Source organism: Streptomyces sp. NBC_01591, from assembly GCF_035918155.1.
Taxonomy (GTDB): Bacteria; Actinomycetota; Actinomycetes; order Streptomycetales; family Streptomycetaceae; genus Streptomyces.
The window spans coordinates 8,462,253-8,478,998 of record NZ_CP109327.1 but is presented as its reverse complement, the minus strand read 5'-3'; the positions used below and the strand labels follow the sequence as shown (position 1 = coordinate 8,478,998).

The window sequence follows — 16,746 nt, the reverse complement described above, 5'->3', positions numbered from 1 at the left end:
GGATGGTTTTCGGCGGGCGGCCGTGAGGAGTTGACGGCCACGTGGGGCGAGGGGCGCTGCGGGCCTGCATCAGCAGCGCTCGTAGACGGAGACGTGATAGGTGCTGTCGTGGGTGAACGGCCCGCCGGCCCATGAGCCCCGGCGCCGGCGCAGCCGCAGTCCGGCCCGCTCCGCCATGAGGTCCAGTTCGCCCGGTGACGCATAGTGGAAGCGCACCCGCAGGTGACGGGTCCGGTCCGCCTCGTGGACGAGGTAGTGGGACTGGTACGTCTGGGTGGACGGGTCGATCCTGCGATGGCACAGGATCAGATGCTCGTCGGTCTCGGAGACGACCTCGGGCACGCCCGACGCCGCGGCGACAGCGAGGGCTTCGGGCACGTGCGCGTCGAGGACGAATACGCCCGCCGGTTCCAGGTGGCCGGCCACAGCGGTCAGGCAGCGCTGCAGATCTTCGCGGCTCGCGAGCTCGAAGAACGTACCTCCGACGGCGTGGATGAGGGAGAACGCGCCGTCGACAGGTACCTCGGCGAAATCTCCGTGAGTGACCCGAATCCTGTCGCCGCCGGGTTTCGACCGAAGCCGTGCCGCCATCGCCTCCGACGCTTCGACGCCGTGGACGTGGAAGCCGCGTGCGGCCAGCGGCAGCGCGACTCGGCCGGTGCCTATGCCGAGTTCGAGTACGGGCCCGTCACCGGCGAGAGCCGCGAGGGCATCGACGGTCGCACCGGTGATTCCCGGTTTGGCGAACCACCGGTCGTAGTCGGCGGCGTGGATGTCGGCGTACCCGGAACCGCCTGCTGCGGTGGCAAGGTGGTCGCGCCCGCTGTCCGATGCAGCGTCGAGGTCGGCTGCTGTCGTGGGTTTCGGGTGGTCGTAGGACGTGGACATGCCGGTCTCCTCGGCCTGCGGACGGTCCGGTCGCCGCGGTGCGGACCGGGCCGGGTGGACATGGGCGCTGAGCGGGCTGTGCGAGTACCGCAGGATCATCCGAAGGGATGCGGGGCGGGGGTGAGGGGCAGGTCGCTTCCACCGTGCGGGCCGGTGGGCAGGGCTCGGGCGCCCGGGGCCACGACCCGTAGCACCGCCGAGCCCAGGGTGCGCGCCGGTCCGCAGGTGGTGTCCACGAGGACGAGGTCCCGGCCGGTGTGGGCGGACAGCACGTCGGTGCCGGACCGCTCGGGTCCGCCCGGAGCCGGTTCCGGCCGAGCACTGCTCTCCGGGGGACGCGCCGTCCACAGTCGGAGGCTGTCCTGCCGGTGAAAGGTCCACAGTGCGTGCTTGACGGCGGAGTCCGGGGCCTCGGCGCCCTGCCAGCGGGCCCACGTTCCTTCTGCCACCGGCGTGTTCATGCTCCAGCGCACCATGAGTGCCTCGTAGGCGGCCTTCTCGATCAGCGGGTCGATGTTGCCGTCGTCCGGGCCGCAGCGGGCTCCGAAGGTCTGACGGGTCCGGTCCGGCGCGTGGAGCGACACCGCGACACAGCGGGATCCGGTGGGCGCCGGGACGTCGAGCGCGGTGGCGATCACGTCCGTCCCCGTCAGGAGTTCCGCCAGCGGCTGTGGCAGACCGGCGGCCGGAATCACCTCGGGGGCACAGGACGGTCCGTACCAGCTTCTGCGGACGAGGTCGCGTTCCAGGACCTCCCAGGCGGCGTGCTGCGTGGCCGCATCCGGATCCGGATGCGCGGCGACGCCGGTGGAACCGACGCCGGGGCCGGGGTCGCAGCCTGTCGGCGCCCGGTGGTGCAGAAAGACCGCCCCGGCGGGTACGTGGATGTCGGCTCCGGAGTGCAGGGAGCGTCCGAGCACCCAGAGCCGGCGGTTGTCACGTGAGTCGTGAAGGCTGACTGGCGCGTCTTCCGGCAGGAGCTCGGCGGGGTCCACGGCGGGTATCCCCTTGCGCCGCAGTTCGCTGTGGCTCGCCACGACCGCGGCGTCCGCCTCGGCCGCACGGCCCGCGAGGATGTTGCCGACGCGTTCCAGGAGTTCGCCGCGCGCACTCGCCACAACGCGTTCCGTGTGGTGCCCGGCCGCGCTGCCCACGACGACAGGGCGGTCTCCGGCGGCGCAGACGGCGTCGAACTGCGGCGAGCGGGCCGCGACGCGCGCGAAGACGACTTGCGGCCAGGGCGCGTAGGGGGCGAAGACCTGAGGTGTCCAGGGAGACACACTCATCGGACACGCACCCGTGCCACCTCGGCGGTGTCCTCCAGTACCGCTCTCCCGTGGTCGGTGAGCATGTCACGGTGTTCCGTCATGGTGCGCACCGCATCGGCTGCGGAGAAGGCCAGTCGACCGTGGCGGGCCCGGACGGTCGCGGCCGCGCTGCTGCCCGCCGTGTCCCCCGCCAGCAGATGCCGGTACAGCAGAACGCTGCGGGCCAGGACGACCATCTGCTGGAACAGCCCGGTGAGCGGCCGGGGGTCGAGTCTGAGCGGCGTGGGGACCATCGGGCCGTCGTCGTCCAGGGGCCGCAGGAAGGGCTGGGCCGCCACGGACGCGGCATTGCACCGAGTGTGCGCGCCCTCGTGGACGAGTGCCTCGGCGAGCCGGACGGCCCCCGGCAGCCCGTCCGGATCCGGTGCGAGACGGCTGCGCCGGATGAAGACGGCACCGTGGACGGTGAAGTCGGTGAAGCCATCGATGGCAGGTCCGTCCAGAAGAGCGATCTGGAGCAGGATCTGCCTCAGCTCGGCGTACGCGCCGGGCCAGTTGGCGGCCAGGAGGGCGGCCGTCTCGCGGATGACCGCCTCTTCGTGTTCGCGCCATCCGACCACGGCGGAGCCGTGTGGTGTGCCGGGTTCTCCGCCCGGACTCGGGATGGACTTCACTGCGCGGGCGACGCTGCGTTCCAGATGGGGTCCTGGTGCCGTGAGCCGGTCCGGCCATGGCAGTGCGGACGCGGATGATGCCGTGATGTCCGACCGGGCCCGGTCGACCATGGCGCCGAGGCGGGCGAGGCGTTCCGGAGCGGGCGGGCCGGTCCGCAGGACGTACTGTGCGATGTGTGCCGCTTCGATGACCGCGGGGTGCGTGGCTTCCTTCGGGGAGACCGTCAATCCGGCCCGCTCCAGGGCCGACCGGGTCATGTGTGCCAAAGCGGAGCATTCCTCGGCGCTCTGGCGTGCGTCGGGTTCCACTCGCACCGTGCGTACCTCCATGAAGCCGGTAGGGGCGAGCGACGGGCCGGACCGACCCGTCGCCCGGAGCGACGCAGCGTCAGCTGGGTACGTCGATCATCAGCGCCAGGTCGGGAAGTTCTTCTTCGGGAATCTGCTCGATCTCCTCGTGCATATCGATCTCCCTTCGGATGACCGGCTCCTCCGACGTTGACGGGGAGTCACGGCGCTGCCACGGTACGCACGGTTCTGAAGTGATCACAAGATGCGAAGTAACTGCCCCCACGGACACGGGGCGCCCCGTGCCGACCACGATCCGCAGGGTCGGACACAGTCTTCGCCGCACACCATGGACACCGGCGGCGACGACCGCTCGACTGCCCCGACCTGCTGCTTCCTGCCCGGCAGAAAGGTCCGGACACTCGCGCTGAATCCGCCGCTCGCCCATCGGACCGACGCAACACCGCACATCCCGCTTTGCGCGACAACCCCCTCCGCCTCGGTCACTCTTCTGTCCGGAAGGTGCTGGGAAGACCTGCCGCACGGAGCACCGGACGGGGGTGCCGAGGTGCCGTCGTGCGGATGGGCACCTTGCGAAGCACCGCCTCGCGCCCCGGCCTCTCCGGACCCTGGGGACCGGCAGAAATCCGGCCTCGAAGAAGGGCCGAAATGCCACTCTTGGAATGCTCGACACCAGCCACGATGATGATGCGTCACCTGCTCCGTACGGCACAGCCATGTGAACCGCCTGTCCCGGCGCGTGGTTCACCCCCGCCCAGCAGCGGCTACGCCCCACCCGACTCGCACGATCCGGGCGACCGGACCACTGCCGCAGTACCCGCGTGACACTGCCCATCGTCGCGGCCCATCACGAGGAGACGCCTGTGGATTCGACGGACACGACGCCTCACCGACCCCACGCCACGGTCTGCCACGCGGTGCCCGCGAACGAAACCGAGCGGGCGTAGACCGGCATGCGCATCGCGTACATGCACGGAGGCAGCATCCCCTCCTACTTCGCCAACGGTGTACATGTCATGCGCATGTGCGACGCGTTCACCGCCGCGGGACATGAAGTCACCCTCTACTCCATGCCCGGCTCGGACGAGGACCCGTACGCCTACTACGGCGTCCACCACCGCTTCCCGATCCGCCTTGTCCCCTGCCCCGCCTACACGCCGACCGGCTACTGGAGGCGCGCCGAGACGGTCCGGGAACTGGTGACGAACGGACCTGCCCCCGACCTCATCTACGGACGCGACCCCTACGCCCTGGCCACTCTCTCCGATCTGGCGCCCCTCGTGTACGAGGTCCACCAGCTGCGCGAAGACCTGTCCCCGGCCGGGACCGAGGAAGCGCTCCTCCGGATGCCCCGGCTGTCCCGCGTGGTCGTGATCACCCACGTCCTCGCACGCGATATGCAACGGAAGTACGAGACGCTGGGCACCCTGCCCATCGTCGTCGCGCCCGACTGCGCGGATCCGCCCGCTCCCGCCGCGGCGAGCGGGACCACCCGGCTGCCGGGCCGCTCGGACGTACCGCGCGTCGGCTACGTCGGGCATCTTTACGACGGGCGCGGCATCGGCCTCGTCCTGGAGCTCGCGAACCGGTTTCCCGGCCTGGACTTTCATCTGGTCGGTGGCACCGACGAGGACCGCACCCGCTGGGAACAGGCCTGCCGATCCCCCCACGTGTACTTCCACGGGCACCGGCCGCCGTCCGCGCTCCCGGGCTACTACGCCCTCTTCGATGTCGTCCTCGCCCCCTACGAGCAGAAGGTGTACACGTGGGGCCGGCTCAGCGAGACCGGACGCTGGGCCTCTCCCATGAAGGTGTTCGAGTACATGTCCCACGGCTGCCCCGTGATCGCTTCCGATCTGCCGGTTCTGCGCGAAGTCCTCCAGGACCGGGTCAACTGCCTGCTCCGGCCTCCCGAGGACCCGGCCGCCTGGGCGGAAGCACTGGACGAGCTGATCACCGACGGCGCGCTGCGCCGAGAGCTCGGCGCCGAGGCCCGGCGGCAGGTCCTGGAGCGCTATACCTGGCGCCGCCGAGCCGATGTCGTCCTTGCGGGCCTCCACCGGCCAAACACCGGGAGATCCGGCCCCCTGTCATGAGGGCGGCAGCAGGAAAGGACGCCGTGCACAGCCCCGGCCCCACGACAGTGGCGGCGGCACGTCCCGAGAGCGGTGCGGGCCGCACCAGCCACACCGGCGGACCCAGGAGCCATGCCGTCGGCATCGGCCTGCCCCGTGTACGGACCAGTACTCCGGAGCCCTCCGCCGACGTGGTCGTGGACGGATATCCCGGCCGGCCGAGCGTTCGCGCCGGAGAGACCCTGCGGTTGCACGTCTCGACCCGCGCGGAACGGTTCCGGGCCGACTTCTACCGTTGCGGTGCCCGCCCGCGTCTCATGGGCGGTACCGAAGGTCCGGGCCGGTATGCGAGCCCGGGCAGCCACGACGAGGACTGGAACTGGCCCTGCCACGACTTCACGATTCCCGAAGAGTGGCCCTCGGGTGTCTACGTCGCGGTGCTCGGCCCCGCTACCGCCCGACCGACCGCCCCGCCCCCGGCCGATGCCGAAGCCCTGGACGCCCGGCACTCCCGGACGCTCTTCGTGGTGACGGCCCGCGAACCCGCCCGGACCGCTCACATCCTGTACAAGGTGCCCGTCTTCACCTACCACGCCTACAACAGAAGCGGAGGAGCGAGTCTGTACGGTGCCCTTCCACGTGACGAGGCGCACCGCACCGTCACTCTGCGGCGCCCGGGCGGCGGGATCGGCGGCCCGGTGAAAGGCATGCCCGACGCACACGACCCGCGAACACCCCGCCAGACCTTCGCGCATTGGGACGCGCCCTTCATCTCGTGGCTGGAGGCATCTGGGTTCACCGCCGACTACTGCACCGACCTCGACCTCGACGAATCTCCTCATCTCACCGACGGATACCGGCTGTTGCTGTCCGCGGGACACGACGAGTACTGGAGCCCGCGCACCCGCAGGAACGTCACCGCCTTCCGCGACCGGGGTGGCAACATCGCTGTTTTCGGGGCCAACACCTGCTGGTGGCGGGTCACACCGAATGACGACGGCACCGCCATCAGCTGTGCCAAGTACCCTCCCGGGGTCCCCCAGGGATCCGACGTCGACCGTATGCGAGGCGCCCCCGACCACTGGTGGGAGACCGAACCCGAGAACCTGCTCATCGGCGTCAGCTACCGCAACGGCGGCGGCCACTGGGACGGTCCGCGCGAAGAACTGGGCTTCACCGTTCAGCACACCGGGCACCCTGTCTTCGCCGGCACCGGACTGCGTGAAGGCGAAATCCTCGGAGCCGAACACTCCCTCGTGGGCTACGAATGCGACGGAGCCGCGTACCGGCGCGACATCCACGGGCCGGCCGTCCCGACCGGAAGCGACGGCACACCCGCCGACTTCACCATCCTGGGCGTCGCGGATCTTCCCACCGCCCCGGAATCCGGATGGAAAACCACCGCTCGCGAGAACACCGACCCGAGGAGGGCCGCGACCTTCGGGTTCTACACCAGGGGCGGAACGGTCTTCAACGCGGCCACCACCGACTGGCCACGGCTACTGCGCCTGGACCCACGGATACGCGCCATCACCCGCAATGTGATCACCCTGCTCACCTGAGGCCGGACACCGCCGCACCGGACCGGACGCGCGCCACCGTCCGGCCCGGCACCAACGCACCGGTGGCTCCGGGCAGTTCGACTGCCCGGAGCCACTCCATGGGGGCGAACACCCGGAGGGGAATACCTATGCCAGTACGGCCCGGCGCATGCAGCCGGAACGGCCCCACAGGAACCGCACCGCAGAGCCGGCGACCCGTGAGAACCCGTCCCCGAGGGCGCGCGACCAGGGGGGAAGGGTGAATCCCACCGCACCTGAAGGTCTCGGCCGCGTGGTCGTCGTCGGGCAGGGCTACGTGGGGCTGTCGCTGGCGGTCCGAGCCGCAGAATCCGGGTACGAGGTCGTCGGACACGACGTGGACAAGGAGCGGGTCGGCCGCCTCCTGGCCGGAGACTCGTACGTCGAGGACGTCTCCTCCGCACGGCTTGCCCCGCTGCTGGCATCCGGGGCCTACCGGGCCGGCCGGGACCCGGCCGACTGCGAGGGCTTCGACATCGCGCTCATCACCGTGCCCACACCCCTGAGCGACGGACTGCCCGACCTGTCGCACATCGTCGACTCGGCCCGGATGCTGAGCGGGTTCCTCCGGGTGGGAGCCACCGTCGTACTGGAGTCGACCACCTACCCCGGGACGACCGAGGAACTTGTCGCGCCTCTCCTGGAGACAGCGTCCGGCCTGGTCGCGGGCCGGGACTTCCATCTCGGGTACAGCCCGGAGCGCATAGACCCCGGCAACACACGCTGGCGCCTGGAGAACACCCCCAAGGTGGTCTCCGGGGTGAACGCGGCCTCACTGGAGTCCATCACGGACTTCTACGGTTCCATCGTGGACACGACGGTGCCGGTCAGCAGCTGCCGGACCGCAGAGATGGCCAAACTGCTGGAGAACACCTTCCGCCACGTGAACATCGCCCTGGTCAACGAACTCGCCACGTTCGCCCACGACCTCGGCGTCGACGTGTGGGAAGCGATCGATGCGGCCGCGACGAAACCCCACGGGTTCCTGCGCTTCCTTCCCGGCCCGGGCGTCGGCGGGCACTGTCTGCCCATCGACCCGTCCTATCTGTCCTGGTGGGCCGAGCGCGCGGCCGGTCGTACCTTCCGCTTCGTCGAACTCGCCAATGACGTGAACAGCCACATGCCCGACTACGTGGTGGGGCGGCTGGCAGAAGCGCTCGAGCGGCGCGGAAAGGCGGTCAAGGGCTCCCGCGTGCTGCTGCTGGGACTTGCCTACAAGGCGAACACCAGCGACGCCCGCGAAACCCCCGCCGCGCGTATCGCCGAACTCCTCCTCGCCCTGGGGGCGGACGTCACCGCGGCAGATCCGCATGTCGCCCAGTCGGTGCCCCCGGTTTCCGGGGTACTGGACGGAGTCCTCAGGGTGACGGCCGGTGCCGGCGAGCTGTCGGCCGCTGACGCGGTGCTCCTGCTCGCCGATCACGACGCGTTCGACTACGACCTCATTGCCGCATGCTCCGCCTATGTACTGGACTGCCGCCGACGGCTCGGCGGCGACAATATCGACGTCCTCTGACTCTGATCGGGAGTGGTGAGCGTGAAGATCGTGATCACCGGAGGTGCCGGCTTCATCGGCAGCAATCTCGCACATGCCCTCACCCGGCACAGCGAGGTGTCCGAAGTGCGGGTCGTGGACGATCTGTCCACCGGGTTCAAGGACAACCTCGCCGGACTCGATGTGCACTTCACCGAGGGCAGCGTCCTGGACGGCCCCCTCCTCGACCGGGCGTTCCAGGGCATGGATTCGATCGTGCATCTCGCCGCCCTTCCCTCCGTGCCCCGGTCGGTGGAGAATCCCCTCGCCAGCCACCACGCCAACGCCACGGGCACGCTCACCGTCCTGGAGGCCGCCCGGCGCGCAGGCGCGGCGCAGGTGATCGCGGCTTCCTCGTCCTCCGTCTACGGCGCCAATCCCGGTATCCCCAAGCACGAGGACCTGCGTCCTGTCCCCCTCAGCCCCTACGCGGTGAGCAAACTGGCCTCCGAGGCGTATCTGGCCGCCTTCCACCACTGCTACGACCTGCCGGTCCTGCCGTTCCGCTTCTTCAACGTGTACGGACCCCGTCAGGCCGCCGGGCACGCCTACGCAGCAGTGGTGCCCGCCTGGATCAGCGCGCTGACCACCGGTCGCCCGGTCGTCGTGCACGGCGACGGCCGCCAGAGCCGCGACTTCACCTACGTGGAGACCGTCTGCCGCGTGCTCACCCGAGCGGCACTGCGAAAGGTCGTCTCCGCCGAACCGGTGAACCTCGCCTACGGCACGCGCACTTCGCTCGGAGAACTGATCGAGGAGCTGGAAGCGGTCCTCGGGACTCCACTGAATCCGCAATACGTGTCCCCTCGCCCGGGGGACGTGCGGCACTCCCACGCGGAGAACTCCCGGTTGCTCCGCCTCTTCCCCGAGGTCGAACCCGTCCCCCTGCGCGAGGGCCTGGAACGCACCGTCGAATGGTTCCGGCGGCACGAAAAGCATGCTGAGGCATGGCCTTCCGCCGCCTCCACGAGCTGACGTCCGCGCTGCCACGCATGGCCCGCGCCCCCTGCACCGCACCGCGTCGTCGGCGCGTCCCGGCCACCCCGTACCCTCGGGTCGGCAAGGAATGAGATTGCGGGGCCGGGCGGCGTGTCATCGGGCGGCGTACGCGGGACCGGCCGCGCCCCGAGCAGGAAAGCGACAATGACCGATCCGTCCGAGCAGGCCATGGAATCCGGAGCGGGCGAACAGCTCCCGGCGGGGACGATACGTGTGTTCATCGCCCTCGCCCCGCCCGATGAGGCGAAGGACGAGTTGGCGCGGGCGCTGAGCCCCACGTACGAGGCGTACCCACGCATGCGGTGGAACCGCATCGAGGACTGGCACATCACCCTGGCGTTCCTCGGGGAGCTCCCTGTCACGGCAGTGCCCTTGCTGCTGCCACCCCTCGCGCATCTGGCCGCGACGCGCCCACCACTGGAACTGGCACTGCGCGGCAGCGGGCATTTCGACGAGCGGGTGCTGTGGAGCGGGATCGACGGAGACCTGGAAGGACTGCGCCTGCTCGCCACCGCGGTGCGCGCCGTGGTCGAGGAGTGCGGTGTCCCCTTCGCGGGCCGGCCCCTGCGGCCGCATCTCACCCTGGCCCGCGCCCGCCGCGACGACACCTCGTGCGCGGTGGCGGCCGCCGGTCTGTCCGGGTTCACCGGCCGGCCGTGGCGGGCGGCGCGCCTGCATCTGGTCGGCAGCAACATCGGCCGCGGTCCGGGGCCGATCCGCTACCGCGACATCACATCATGGGGTTTCGAAGGGCTCTGACGACAGCGAGCGGCCGCCAGAACCGCAGGAGGCCCGGGGTGTCGCCGCGGTGTCACAGGTCCTGGATACACCGGAAAGGCTGCTCCGCCTCCAGTGCGAACGCGGCCTCCAGCAGCGTCCGTTCACTGCCCGGGCGGCCGGAGAGCATGACGCCGACGGGCAGCCCGTCCTCGGTCGCGCTCGGGGCGGGCACCGAGATCGACGGTGTGCCGACCACGTTGTCGATGGGCGTGAACGCGACGTACGCGAGGATCCGTTCGATCAACGTCGGGTAGGGAATGGTGGGGCTGAGGTGGCCGATCGGGGGCGCGGTGTGGGCGAGTACGGGGGAAAGGATGAGGTCGAAGCCGCGGAACGCCGCCGCGTACGCCTCCCTCGTACGCCTGAGCCTCCGCAGCACGCCCGGGGTGCGCCGCCAGTTCTCCAGGTACGTATCCCGCAGCCCTCGGCTGAGGCCGTCCATGCGGTGCCGGTCGAAGTCGGCGCCGAGGGTCCGGCCTGTGGAACCGATGAGGAATGACAGCAGGCCCCAGTAGGTGAGGAAGTCGTCGGTGAATCGGGCGTCGAGGTCCAACTCCACCGGCTCCACGGTGTGGCCGAGCCGATCGAGCGTGGCCACGGTCTCCGTGACGGCCGCCCGGGTGGCGGTGTCGGCGTGGACACCGTTCGGCGAGTCCACCAGGAACCCGATGCGCAGCCGCCGCTCCGAGGGACCTTCGACCAGGCCCAGGGGCGGCAGCTTCGGGTTGCGCCAGTACCTCTCGGCGGCGGCGAGGAACGCGGCGGTGTCCCGAACAGAACGGCTCACGATGCCGTCGGAGACGATGTCGAGCGGCAGTCGACGGCTCTCGGCGTTCGCCACGACCCGTCCGCGGGTCGGTTTGAGACCGACGAGACCGCAGCAGGCGGCGGGGATACGGATCGAGCCACCGCCGTCATTGGCGTGCGCGATCGGCACCGCACCGGCGGCGACGAGCGCCGCGCTGCCGCCCGACGAACCACCCGCCGAGTACCCCGTGTTCCACGGGTTGCGAACGGGCTCGGCGCCCTCGAACTCCGTGGTCGGGCTGAACCCGAACTCGGGCAGCCGGGTCTTGCCCAGCACCGTGACGCCGCTGCTCAGGAACTGCCGGGCGAACGGCGCGTGCCGCTGTGCGGGCCTCGGGGTGAAGGCCGCGCTGCCATGGCCGGTGGGGAGCCCCAGGTAGTCGATGTTGTCCTTGACGAATGTCGGCACCCCGGCAAAGGCACCGCCCGCGCGGATGGCGGCCGCCGGGACGTCGACGTATGTCCGGACCGCGTTGAGCCGTGCCTCGACCATCCGTACCCGCGCCGCCGCGTCCCTGGCTGCCTCGGCGGCGCCGACCTCGCCCCGTCGGATCGCCGCGGCGAGACCGACGGCGTCGTGGTCTCCCAGGGCGTCGTCCCGGAAGGCGTGCACCCTGGTCCGTTCCTCGAAAGTCGTCATCGCTGCCTCAGCCCCCGCCGTGTGGTTGGTTGCTCCCATCATTCCTTACCGATAAGTAACACGCGAGGCCTCAAACACGGGGGGCGGTCAGTGAAGCCAAGGGCAGACGCGTCGCAGGGCTTGTGGCGCGAGCATGCGCGGGATGAGTCCCCAATGCGCGAACGCCTCTCGATCGGCCCCCTGCGTGCGCTCGTCGCCCGCTCCCGCTCCCCCGGCCACGTACGACCACACGGACGGCGGCATGGCGTTGCGGGCTCGTTCCTCCAAATCGTCGACATTCATGGGGTGTTCGGGGAGCAAGCCGAAGAGACCTTGGCGGTACATCTCGTTCCGGTAGGCGCTGCACGGCTCGTAACAGCAGACGAAGAACCTTTCCCGCGGCTGCTCCGCCGAGAAACCCGGTTCTTCCTGAAAGCCTCACGTCGGGTGCCCGGAGCGAGCATTGCTCTCCAGGCACCCTGGGGTGATCACGTGCTCTGCAGTGGCTCCTCTCCCCTGCCGGTGCGCAGTTCGGCGGCGAAGTCCGCGAACCAGGCCAGCATGTCGGGCCGGGTCACCGCGCCTTCCGTACTCACATCGGTGACGCGTGCGCCCTGGAGAATGTGCTTGACCGGGACCTCCAGCTTCTTTCCCGTGAGGGTGCGGGGCACCGCCTCGATGGGGACCACGATGTCCGGTACATGCCGGGGCGACAGGCTCTGCCGGATCGCGCCGACGATCTCGTCGCACAGGTCGTCGTCGAATCGCGCCCCTTCCGCGGGCACGACGAACAGAGGCATGCAGTAGCGCCCGTCCGGCAGCTCGGCGCCGACGACGAGACTGTCCGCGATCCGCGGGAGCTGTTCGACGACGGCGTAGAGATCGGCCGAGCCCATCCGCACCCCCATCCGGTTGAGCGTGGCGTCGGAGCGTCCGGCCACCACGACGGAGAGGTCGGTGTCGACGGTGACCCAGTCGCCGTGCCGCCACACGCCCGGATAGACGTCGAAGTAGCTGCTCCTGTAACGCTCGTCGCCAGGGTCGTCGACGAAGAACAACGGCATCGACGGCAGTGGCGCCGTCACCACCAGTTCGCCTTGCTGCCCAGTGCGCGGCTGCCCCGTGGCGTCCCAGGACGCAAGGGCCACGCCCAGGGCGGGCCCGGAGATCCGGCCCGTGCGCACCGGCAGCAGCGGGGAGCCGCCGGCGAGGACCGAGCAGATGTCGGTGCCGCCGCAGATCGACTGGAGCCGGGCGTCGGGGGCGAGCCGGTCGTGGACCCAGTGCCAGGTGCTGTCGGGCATCGCCGAGCCGGTCTGCAGGATGGACCGCACCGCGCGGAGGTCCGTATCGGCCCCCGGGTGGGCGCCCGCCTTTTCCGCGGCGATCAGGTACGCGGCGCCGACGCCGACGACTGTTGCGCCGGTACGTTCGGCGATCCGCCAGACCCCATTGATGTCGGGGTGGGCGGGGCTGCCGTCGTACAGGACGAGCGTGGCCCCGTGCAGCAGGCCCGCGACCATGAAGTTCCACACCATCCAGCTGGTGGAGGTGTGGAAGAGATAGCGGTCCTGCGCCCCCAGGTCGGCACCGAGCCCGAGGGCCTTGAGCAGTTCCACGACGATGCCGCCGTGGCCGTGCACGATGCCCTTCGGTACGCCGGTGGTGCCCGAGGACCACAGGATCCACAGCGGGTGATCGAACGGGACGTCGGCGAAGACCGGTCGGGCCTGCCGGTCGGCCAGTTCGGTCCACCTGTGCTGTGTCACATCCGGCCGCCGGGACCATGCCGGGCCGCTCTCGGACGCGTACAGACGGTCGACGACGACAAGGTGGCGGACCGTGGGCAGACCGTCCAGGATCTCGGCGGCGTGCGGGCGCCGGTCGTAGTCCTTGCCCCCGTAGCGGTAGCCGTCCGCGGCCACCAGAACCGTCGGCCGCGCCTGGCGCAGCCGGGCGAGCACGCTCGGCGTACCGAAGTCCGGCGAGCAGACCGTCCAGGTCGCGCCGACGGCAGCAGCGGCCAGGAGGGCGACCACGGCCTGCGGGATGTTCGGCAGGTACCCGGCGACACAGTCGCCGGGGCCCACGCCCATCTCGCGGAGGGTGGCGGCCACGCCGGCCACTTCGCTGCTGAGCCGGTCCCACGAGATCTCCGCAGGGTCGCCCGTCTCGGTCACGGCGATGAGTGCGGGGCGTTCGTCGGTGGCGCGGGCGAGGCACTGCCGGGCGAAGTTGAGGCGCGCTCCGGTGAACCAGGTCGCGCCGGGCATGGTCGCGTCGGCGAGCACCTCGTCGTAGTCGCTGACGGCGTGCAGGCCGTAGTACTCCCACACGGCCGACCAGAAGCCGGGCAGGTCGTCGGTGCTCCACCGCCACAGCTCGGCGTAGTCGGTGAACGACAGGCCGCGCTCCTTGCTCAACCATCGTAGGAAGTCGGCGGTGTTGGAGTTGGGTGCGCTCATACGGACGCCTCGGTGTCCGAGCTCGTGCCGCAGTCGAAGGTGTGGAGGAACTCCAGCGCCTGCGGCCACTCCCCGTAGCCCGACGCGGGGTTGAGGTGGCCGACCGGGCCGATGTCCACCAGGCGGCTGCCCCAGGCGCGGGCCAGTTCGGCGACCCGGTCGAGGCGGGCCAGGGGGTCGTTGGTGCTCGCCGCGACGACGCTGGGGAACGGCAGCGGGGTACGGGGGATCGGCAGCCATCCGTTCTCCCGCAGGGTCCCCGGGCCGGGGTGGCCGTCGGGCAGCGGGGTGTCGAAATCCGGTGGTGTCGCGAGCAGCGCGCCGCGCACCGGGTGGCGGTGCCGGGCCGCCCAGTGCACGGTGGTGAGCACTCCGGCGCTGTGCGCGACGAGCACCACCGGCCCCTGGATCCGGGACAGTGTGTCGTTCAGGGCCGTCACCCGCGCGCCGCGGCCGAGTCCGGCGTCCGTCGGAGGCGGCACGGTCACGGCGCCGGCGATCCGGGCGGCGAGTATCGTCTGCCAGTGGTCGGGGACGTGGTCACGCAGTCCGGGCACCAGCACGACCGTGGGGGTGGGGGTGGGGTTCATGTCGGGAGCTCCGATTCTCTGAGGGCCCAGGCCGAGACCGAGACGAGACCCTTGTCGTAATGGCGTCTGCCGAGGGCGAAGGCCAGGCCCGCCACCAGCGAGACGAGCGGGATCACCTGGAGCGCGGCGTGCAGGCCCATGCGGTCGGCGAGCATGCCGGTCACCGCGGGTCCGGGTGCCAGGCCCAGCAGACTGTTGGCGAGGGTGAGCGTGGCCATGGCGGTCGCCGGGACGGCGGCCGGGGTCAGGCTCACCACCATGGCGGCGGCAGGTCCCGCGGTGGCGTTGGACAGCAGTGTGCCGATGCCGACGAGGACGAGTTGCGGTGCGCCGGGAGGGAGTTGGAACCCTGCCGTGAGCAGTGCCAGCGATCCGAGGCTGCAGACGACGGCGACGGTCCATTTGAGATGGGGCTTTCCGCGTCCGAGCCGGTCACTGACCATTCCGCCGCCGATCATGCCGATCCCGGTGATCAGCGCGAAGACGCCGGCAGCGAGCCCTGCCTTGGCGGGCGCCAGGCCGTAGGAGCGATCGAGGAAGCTGGGCATCCAGGCCAGCAGCGCCATCGCGATGAACATCTGGAGCCCGCTGCCGACATAGGCACACAGCACGGAGACGGAGGAGAACAGCCGCGGCAGAAGGGTCCGCACCGGCCCCCTGGTATCCGGTGCGCCACCGAGTCCGACGTCGGCCGCTGCCAGTTTCCGCTCCGTCACGACGGCGCCGTAGACCGCTGCCAGGACCAGTCCGAACAGACCCATCAGGGCGAACGTCCAGCGCCAGCCCAGGTGTTGGGCCACGACACCGCCGATCGACACTCCGAGTACGGATCCGAAGGCGCCGCCCGCGATGAACGCGCCGGAGAGGGTGGCTCGCAGGCCCATCGGGAACACGCTCAGCACCACCGCGATGCCGACGCTGCCGTACGCCGCCTCGCCCACGCCGACCATGAAGCGGCCCAGGAACATCTGTCCGTAGCTCGCGGAGACGGCGCAGCCCAGGGTCGCCAGGCTCCACACCACCGCGGCCAGGACCAGGCTCCTGACCCGGCCCCATCGGTCGGCGAGCAGCGACAGCGGGAAGGTCAGCAATCCGACCATCAGGGCGACGATCCCGCTCAGGGAGCCCAACTGGGCGTCGGAGAGCAACCATTCGGCCTTCAGCAGCGGGAACACCGCGTTCAGGACCTGCCGCGACATGTAGTCGGACAGCAGCAGTCCGAAGCTGAGGGCGAACACCAGCCACGCGTAGCGGCGGGTCATCGGCTCAGCAGGGCCGGTCACCGGCGATCCCGGCGCGCTCCATCTTTCGGACGGCCGGCCAGTAGTCCTGGACGGCGTAGTGCTGGGTGGAGCGGTTGTCCCAGATGGCCACGCTGTTCGTGGTCCAGCGCCAGCGGACCTGGTACTCGGGGATCGCCGCCTGGCTGATCAGGTAGTTCAGCAGGAGATTGGCGCCGGGGGCATGGTCCTGGCCGAACCGTACGTTCTCGGGGGTGTGGTGGTTGACGAAATGGGTGGTGAAGGCGTTGACGAAGAGGATCTTCTCCCCGGTCTCCGGGTGGGTGCGGACCACCGGGTGCTCCGGGTCCGGGTAGCGGGCCTTGAGCTGGTGGCGCTGTTCCATCGGCAGGACCGCGCCGAAGCTCGCTTCGATGCTGTGCCGGGCTCGCAGGCCGGCGATCTGTGTGCGGATGTGTTCGGGGAGCCTGCGGTACGCCTCGGCCATGTTCACCCAGATCGTGTCGCCACCCACCTCGGGGGTCTCGACGCAGCGCAGCACGGCACCCATGGGCGGGCTGTCGCGCCATGTCGCGTCGCAGTGCAGGGCGTTCTCGTAGTGCTCGGGCTTGCTGTCCAGGTCCTTGTAGATGCGGACGAGGCCCGGGTGGTCCGGGTCGCTGCCGAGGACCGGGTGGTCCTCCAGCGGGCCGAGGCGGGAGGCGAAGGCGACGTGCTCGGCGCGGGTCATGTCCTGGTCACGCAGGAACAACACCTTGTGGCGGAGCAGGAGCTGTTTGATCTCGGCGTGGAGGGTGGCGTCGTGGGCGGCCTCGCTGAGCTGGACGCCGTGCAGTTCGGCGCCGATGGTGCAGGTCAGTGGTTCGACCTGGATCCGGGTGCGGGTGGAGGTCTGCGTCATTGCACTCTCCTGGGGC

General features: G+C 70.4%; 14 protein-coding genes. 5 read left to right on the top strand and 9 right to left on the bottom strand.

Translation table 11 applies throughout. The features are described 5' to 3' along the window. Positions 1-69: 69 nt before the first annotated feature. From OG978_RS39185 to OG978_RS39170, 4 genes are all read right to left on the bottom strand, one after another. Positions 70-888 carry a class I SAM-dependent DNA methyltransferase gene (locus OG978_RS39185; RefSeq protein ID WP_326769784.1) on the bottom strand — a complete coding sequence of 273 codons (819 nt, stop codon included), beginning with the start codon at positions 886-888 and terminating at the stop codon, positions 70-72. 95 nt (positions 889-983) lie between these two features. Further along, positions 984-2,174: a YcaO-like family protein gene (locus OG978_RS39180; RefSeq protein WP_326769783.1), complete on the bottom strand. Its 1,191-nt coding sequence runs from the start codon at positions 2,172-2,174 to the stop codon at positions 984-986. Then, complete coding sequence (locus OG978_RS39175; RefSeq protein ID WP_326770292.1) at positions 2,171-3,088, bottom strand: aKG-HExxH-type peptide beta-hydroxylase; 918 nt, start codon at positions 3,086-3,088, stop codon at positions 2,171-2,173. Before OG978_RS39175 ends, OG978_RS39180 begins: the two co-directional genes overlap by 4 nt. Before the next feature lie 130 nt (positions 3,089-3,218). Next, on the bottom strand, positions 3,219-3,380 hold the full coding sequence (locus tag OG978_RS39170) for a hypothetical protein (RefSeq protein WP_326769782.1): 162 nt from the start codon (positions 3,378-3,380) through the stop codon (positions 3,219-3,221). 712 nt (positions 3,381-4,092) lie between these two features. On the opposite strand from OG978_RS39170, the gene OG978_RS39165 reads away from it, so the two are divergent. From OG978_RS39165 to thpR, 5 genes are all read left to right on the top strand, one after another. After that, a complete protein-coding gene (locus OG978_RS39165; protein ID WP_326769781.1) occupies positions 4,093-5,235 on the top strand; it encodes a glycosyltransferase family 4 protein in 1,143 nt (380 codons plus the stop codon). Positions 5,236-5,258: 23 nt separating this feature from the next. After that, complete coding sequence (locus OG978_RS39160) at positions 5,259-6,776, top strand: N,N-dimethylformamidase beta subunit family domain-containing protein (RefSeq protein ID WP_326769780.1); 1,518 nt, start codon at positions 5,259-5,261, stop codon at positions 6,774-6,776. A gap of 238 nt (positions 6,777-7,014) precedes the next feature. Next, on the top strand, positions 7,015-8,310 hold the full coding sequence (locus OG978_RS39155) for a nucleotide sugar dehydrogenase (RefSeq protein ID WP_326769779.1): 1,296 nt from the start codon (positions 7,015-7,017) through the stop codon (positions 8,308-8,310). Positions 8,311-8,331: 21 nt separating this feature from the next. Then, on the top strand, positions 8,332-9,303 hold the full coding sequence (locus OG978_RS39150) for an NAD-dependent epimerase/dehydratase family protein (RefSeq protein WP_326769778.1): 972 nt from the start codon (positions 8,332-8,334) through the stop codon (positions 9,301-9,303). A gap of 168 nt (positions 9,304-9,471) precedes the next feature. Next, complete coding sequence (thpR, locus tag OG978_RS39145) at positions 9,472-10,086, top strand: RNA 2',3'-cyclic phosphodiesterase (RefSeq protein ID WP_326769777.1); 615 nt, start codon at positions 9,472-9,474, stop codon at positions 10,084-10,086. Positions 10,087-10,138: 52 nt separating this feature from the next. Here the strand turns inward: thpR and OG978_RS39140 are convergent, their stop codons facing one another. The 5 genes from OG978_RS39140 to OG978_RS39120 all read right to left on the bottom strand — a co-directional run bounded on the left by OG978_RS39140 (position 10,139) and on the right by OG978_RS39120 (position 16,730). Then, entirely contained in the window at positions 10,139-11,554 is a 1,416-nt protein-coding gene (locus tag OG978_RS39140; protein WP_326769776.1) for an amidase, read from the bottom strand. Between the two features lie 467 nt (positions 11,555-12,021). Beyond that, positions 12,022-13,998 (bottom strand): acetoacetate--CoA ligase, encoded by a 1,977-nt coding sequence (locus tag OG978_RS39135; RefSeq protein WP_326769775.1) that lies wholly within the window; start codon positions 13,996-13,998, stop codon positions 12,022-12,024. Beyond that, positions 13,995-14,588: an RBBP9/YdeN family alpha/beta hydrolase gene (locus OG978_RS39130; RefSeq protein ID WP_326769774.1), complete on the bottom strand. Its 594-nt coding sequence runs from the start codon at positions 14,586-14,588 to the stop codon at positions 13,995-13,997. Before OG978_RS39130 ends, OG978_RS39135 begins: the two co-directional genes overlap by 4 nt. After that, the gene (locus OG978_RS39125; protein ID WP_326769773.1) at positions 14,585-15,850 is read right to left on the bottom strand and encodes an MFS transporter; all 1,266 of its coding nucleotides are present in this window, start codon (positions 15,848-15,850) and stop codon (positions 14,585-14,587) included. Before OG978_RS39125 ends, OG978_RS39130 begins: the two co-directional genes overlap by 4 nt. Positions 15,851-15,854: 4 nt before the next feature. Continuing rightward, complete coding sequence (locus tag OG978_RS39120; RefSeq protein WP_326769772.1) at positions 15,855-16,730, bottom strand: TauD/TfdA dioxygenase family protein; 876 nt, start codon at positions 16,728-16,730, stop codon at positions 15,855-15,857. Positions 16,731-16,746 lie beyond the last annotated feature (16 nt).

What these genes read in the sequence shown, in the direction of transcription:
- OG978_RS39125 (WP_326769773.1), bottom strand. Translation starts at nt 15,850, where the DNA reads ATGACCCGCCGCTACGCGTGGCTGGTGTTCGCCCTCAGCTTCGGACTG.
- OG978_RS39165 (WP_326769781.1), top strand. Translation starts at nt 4,093, where the DNA reads ATGCGCATCGCGTACATGCACGGAGGCAGCATCCCCTCCTACTTCGCC.
- OG978_RS39130 (WP_326769774.1), bottom strand. Translation starts at nt 14,588, where the DNA reads ATGAACCCCACCCCCACCCCCACGGTCGTGCTGGTGCCCGGACTGCGT.
- thpR (WP_326769777.1), top strand. Translation starts at nt 9,472, where the DNA reads ATGACCGATCCGTCCGAGCAGGCCATGGAATCCGGAGCGGGCGAACAG.
- OG978_RS39180 (WP_326769783.1), bottom strand. Translation starts at nt 2,174, where the DNA reads ATGAGTGTGTCTCCCTGGACACCTCAGGTCTTCGCCCCCTACGCGCCC.
- OG978_RS39135 (WP_326769775.1), bottom strand. Translation starts at nt 13,998, where the DNA reads ATGAGCGCACCCAACTCCAACACCGCCGACTTCCTACGATGGTTGAGC.
- OG978_RS39175 (WP_326770292.1), bottom strand. Translation starts at nt 3,088, where the DNA reads ATGACCCGGTCGGCCCTGGAGCGGGCCGGATTGACGGTCTCCCCGAAG.
- OG978_RS39140 (WP_326769776.1), bottom strand. Translation starts at nt 11,554, where the DNA reads ATGACGACTTTCGAGGAACGGACCAGGGTGCACGCCTTCCGGGACGAC.
- OG978_RS39120 (WP_326769772.1), bottom strand. Translation starts at nt 16,730, where the DNA reads ATGACGCAGACCTCCACCCGCACCCGGATCCAGGTCGAACCACTGACC.
- OG978_RS39185 (WP_326769784.1), bottom strand. Translation starts at nt 888, where the DNA reads ATGTCCACGTCCTACGACCACCCGAAACCCACGACAGCAGCCGACCTC.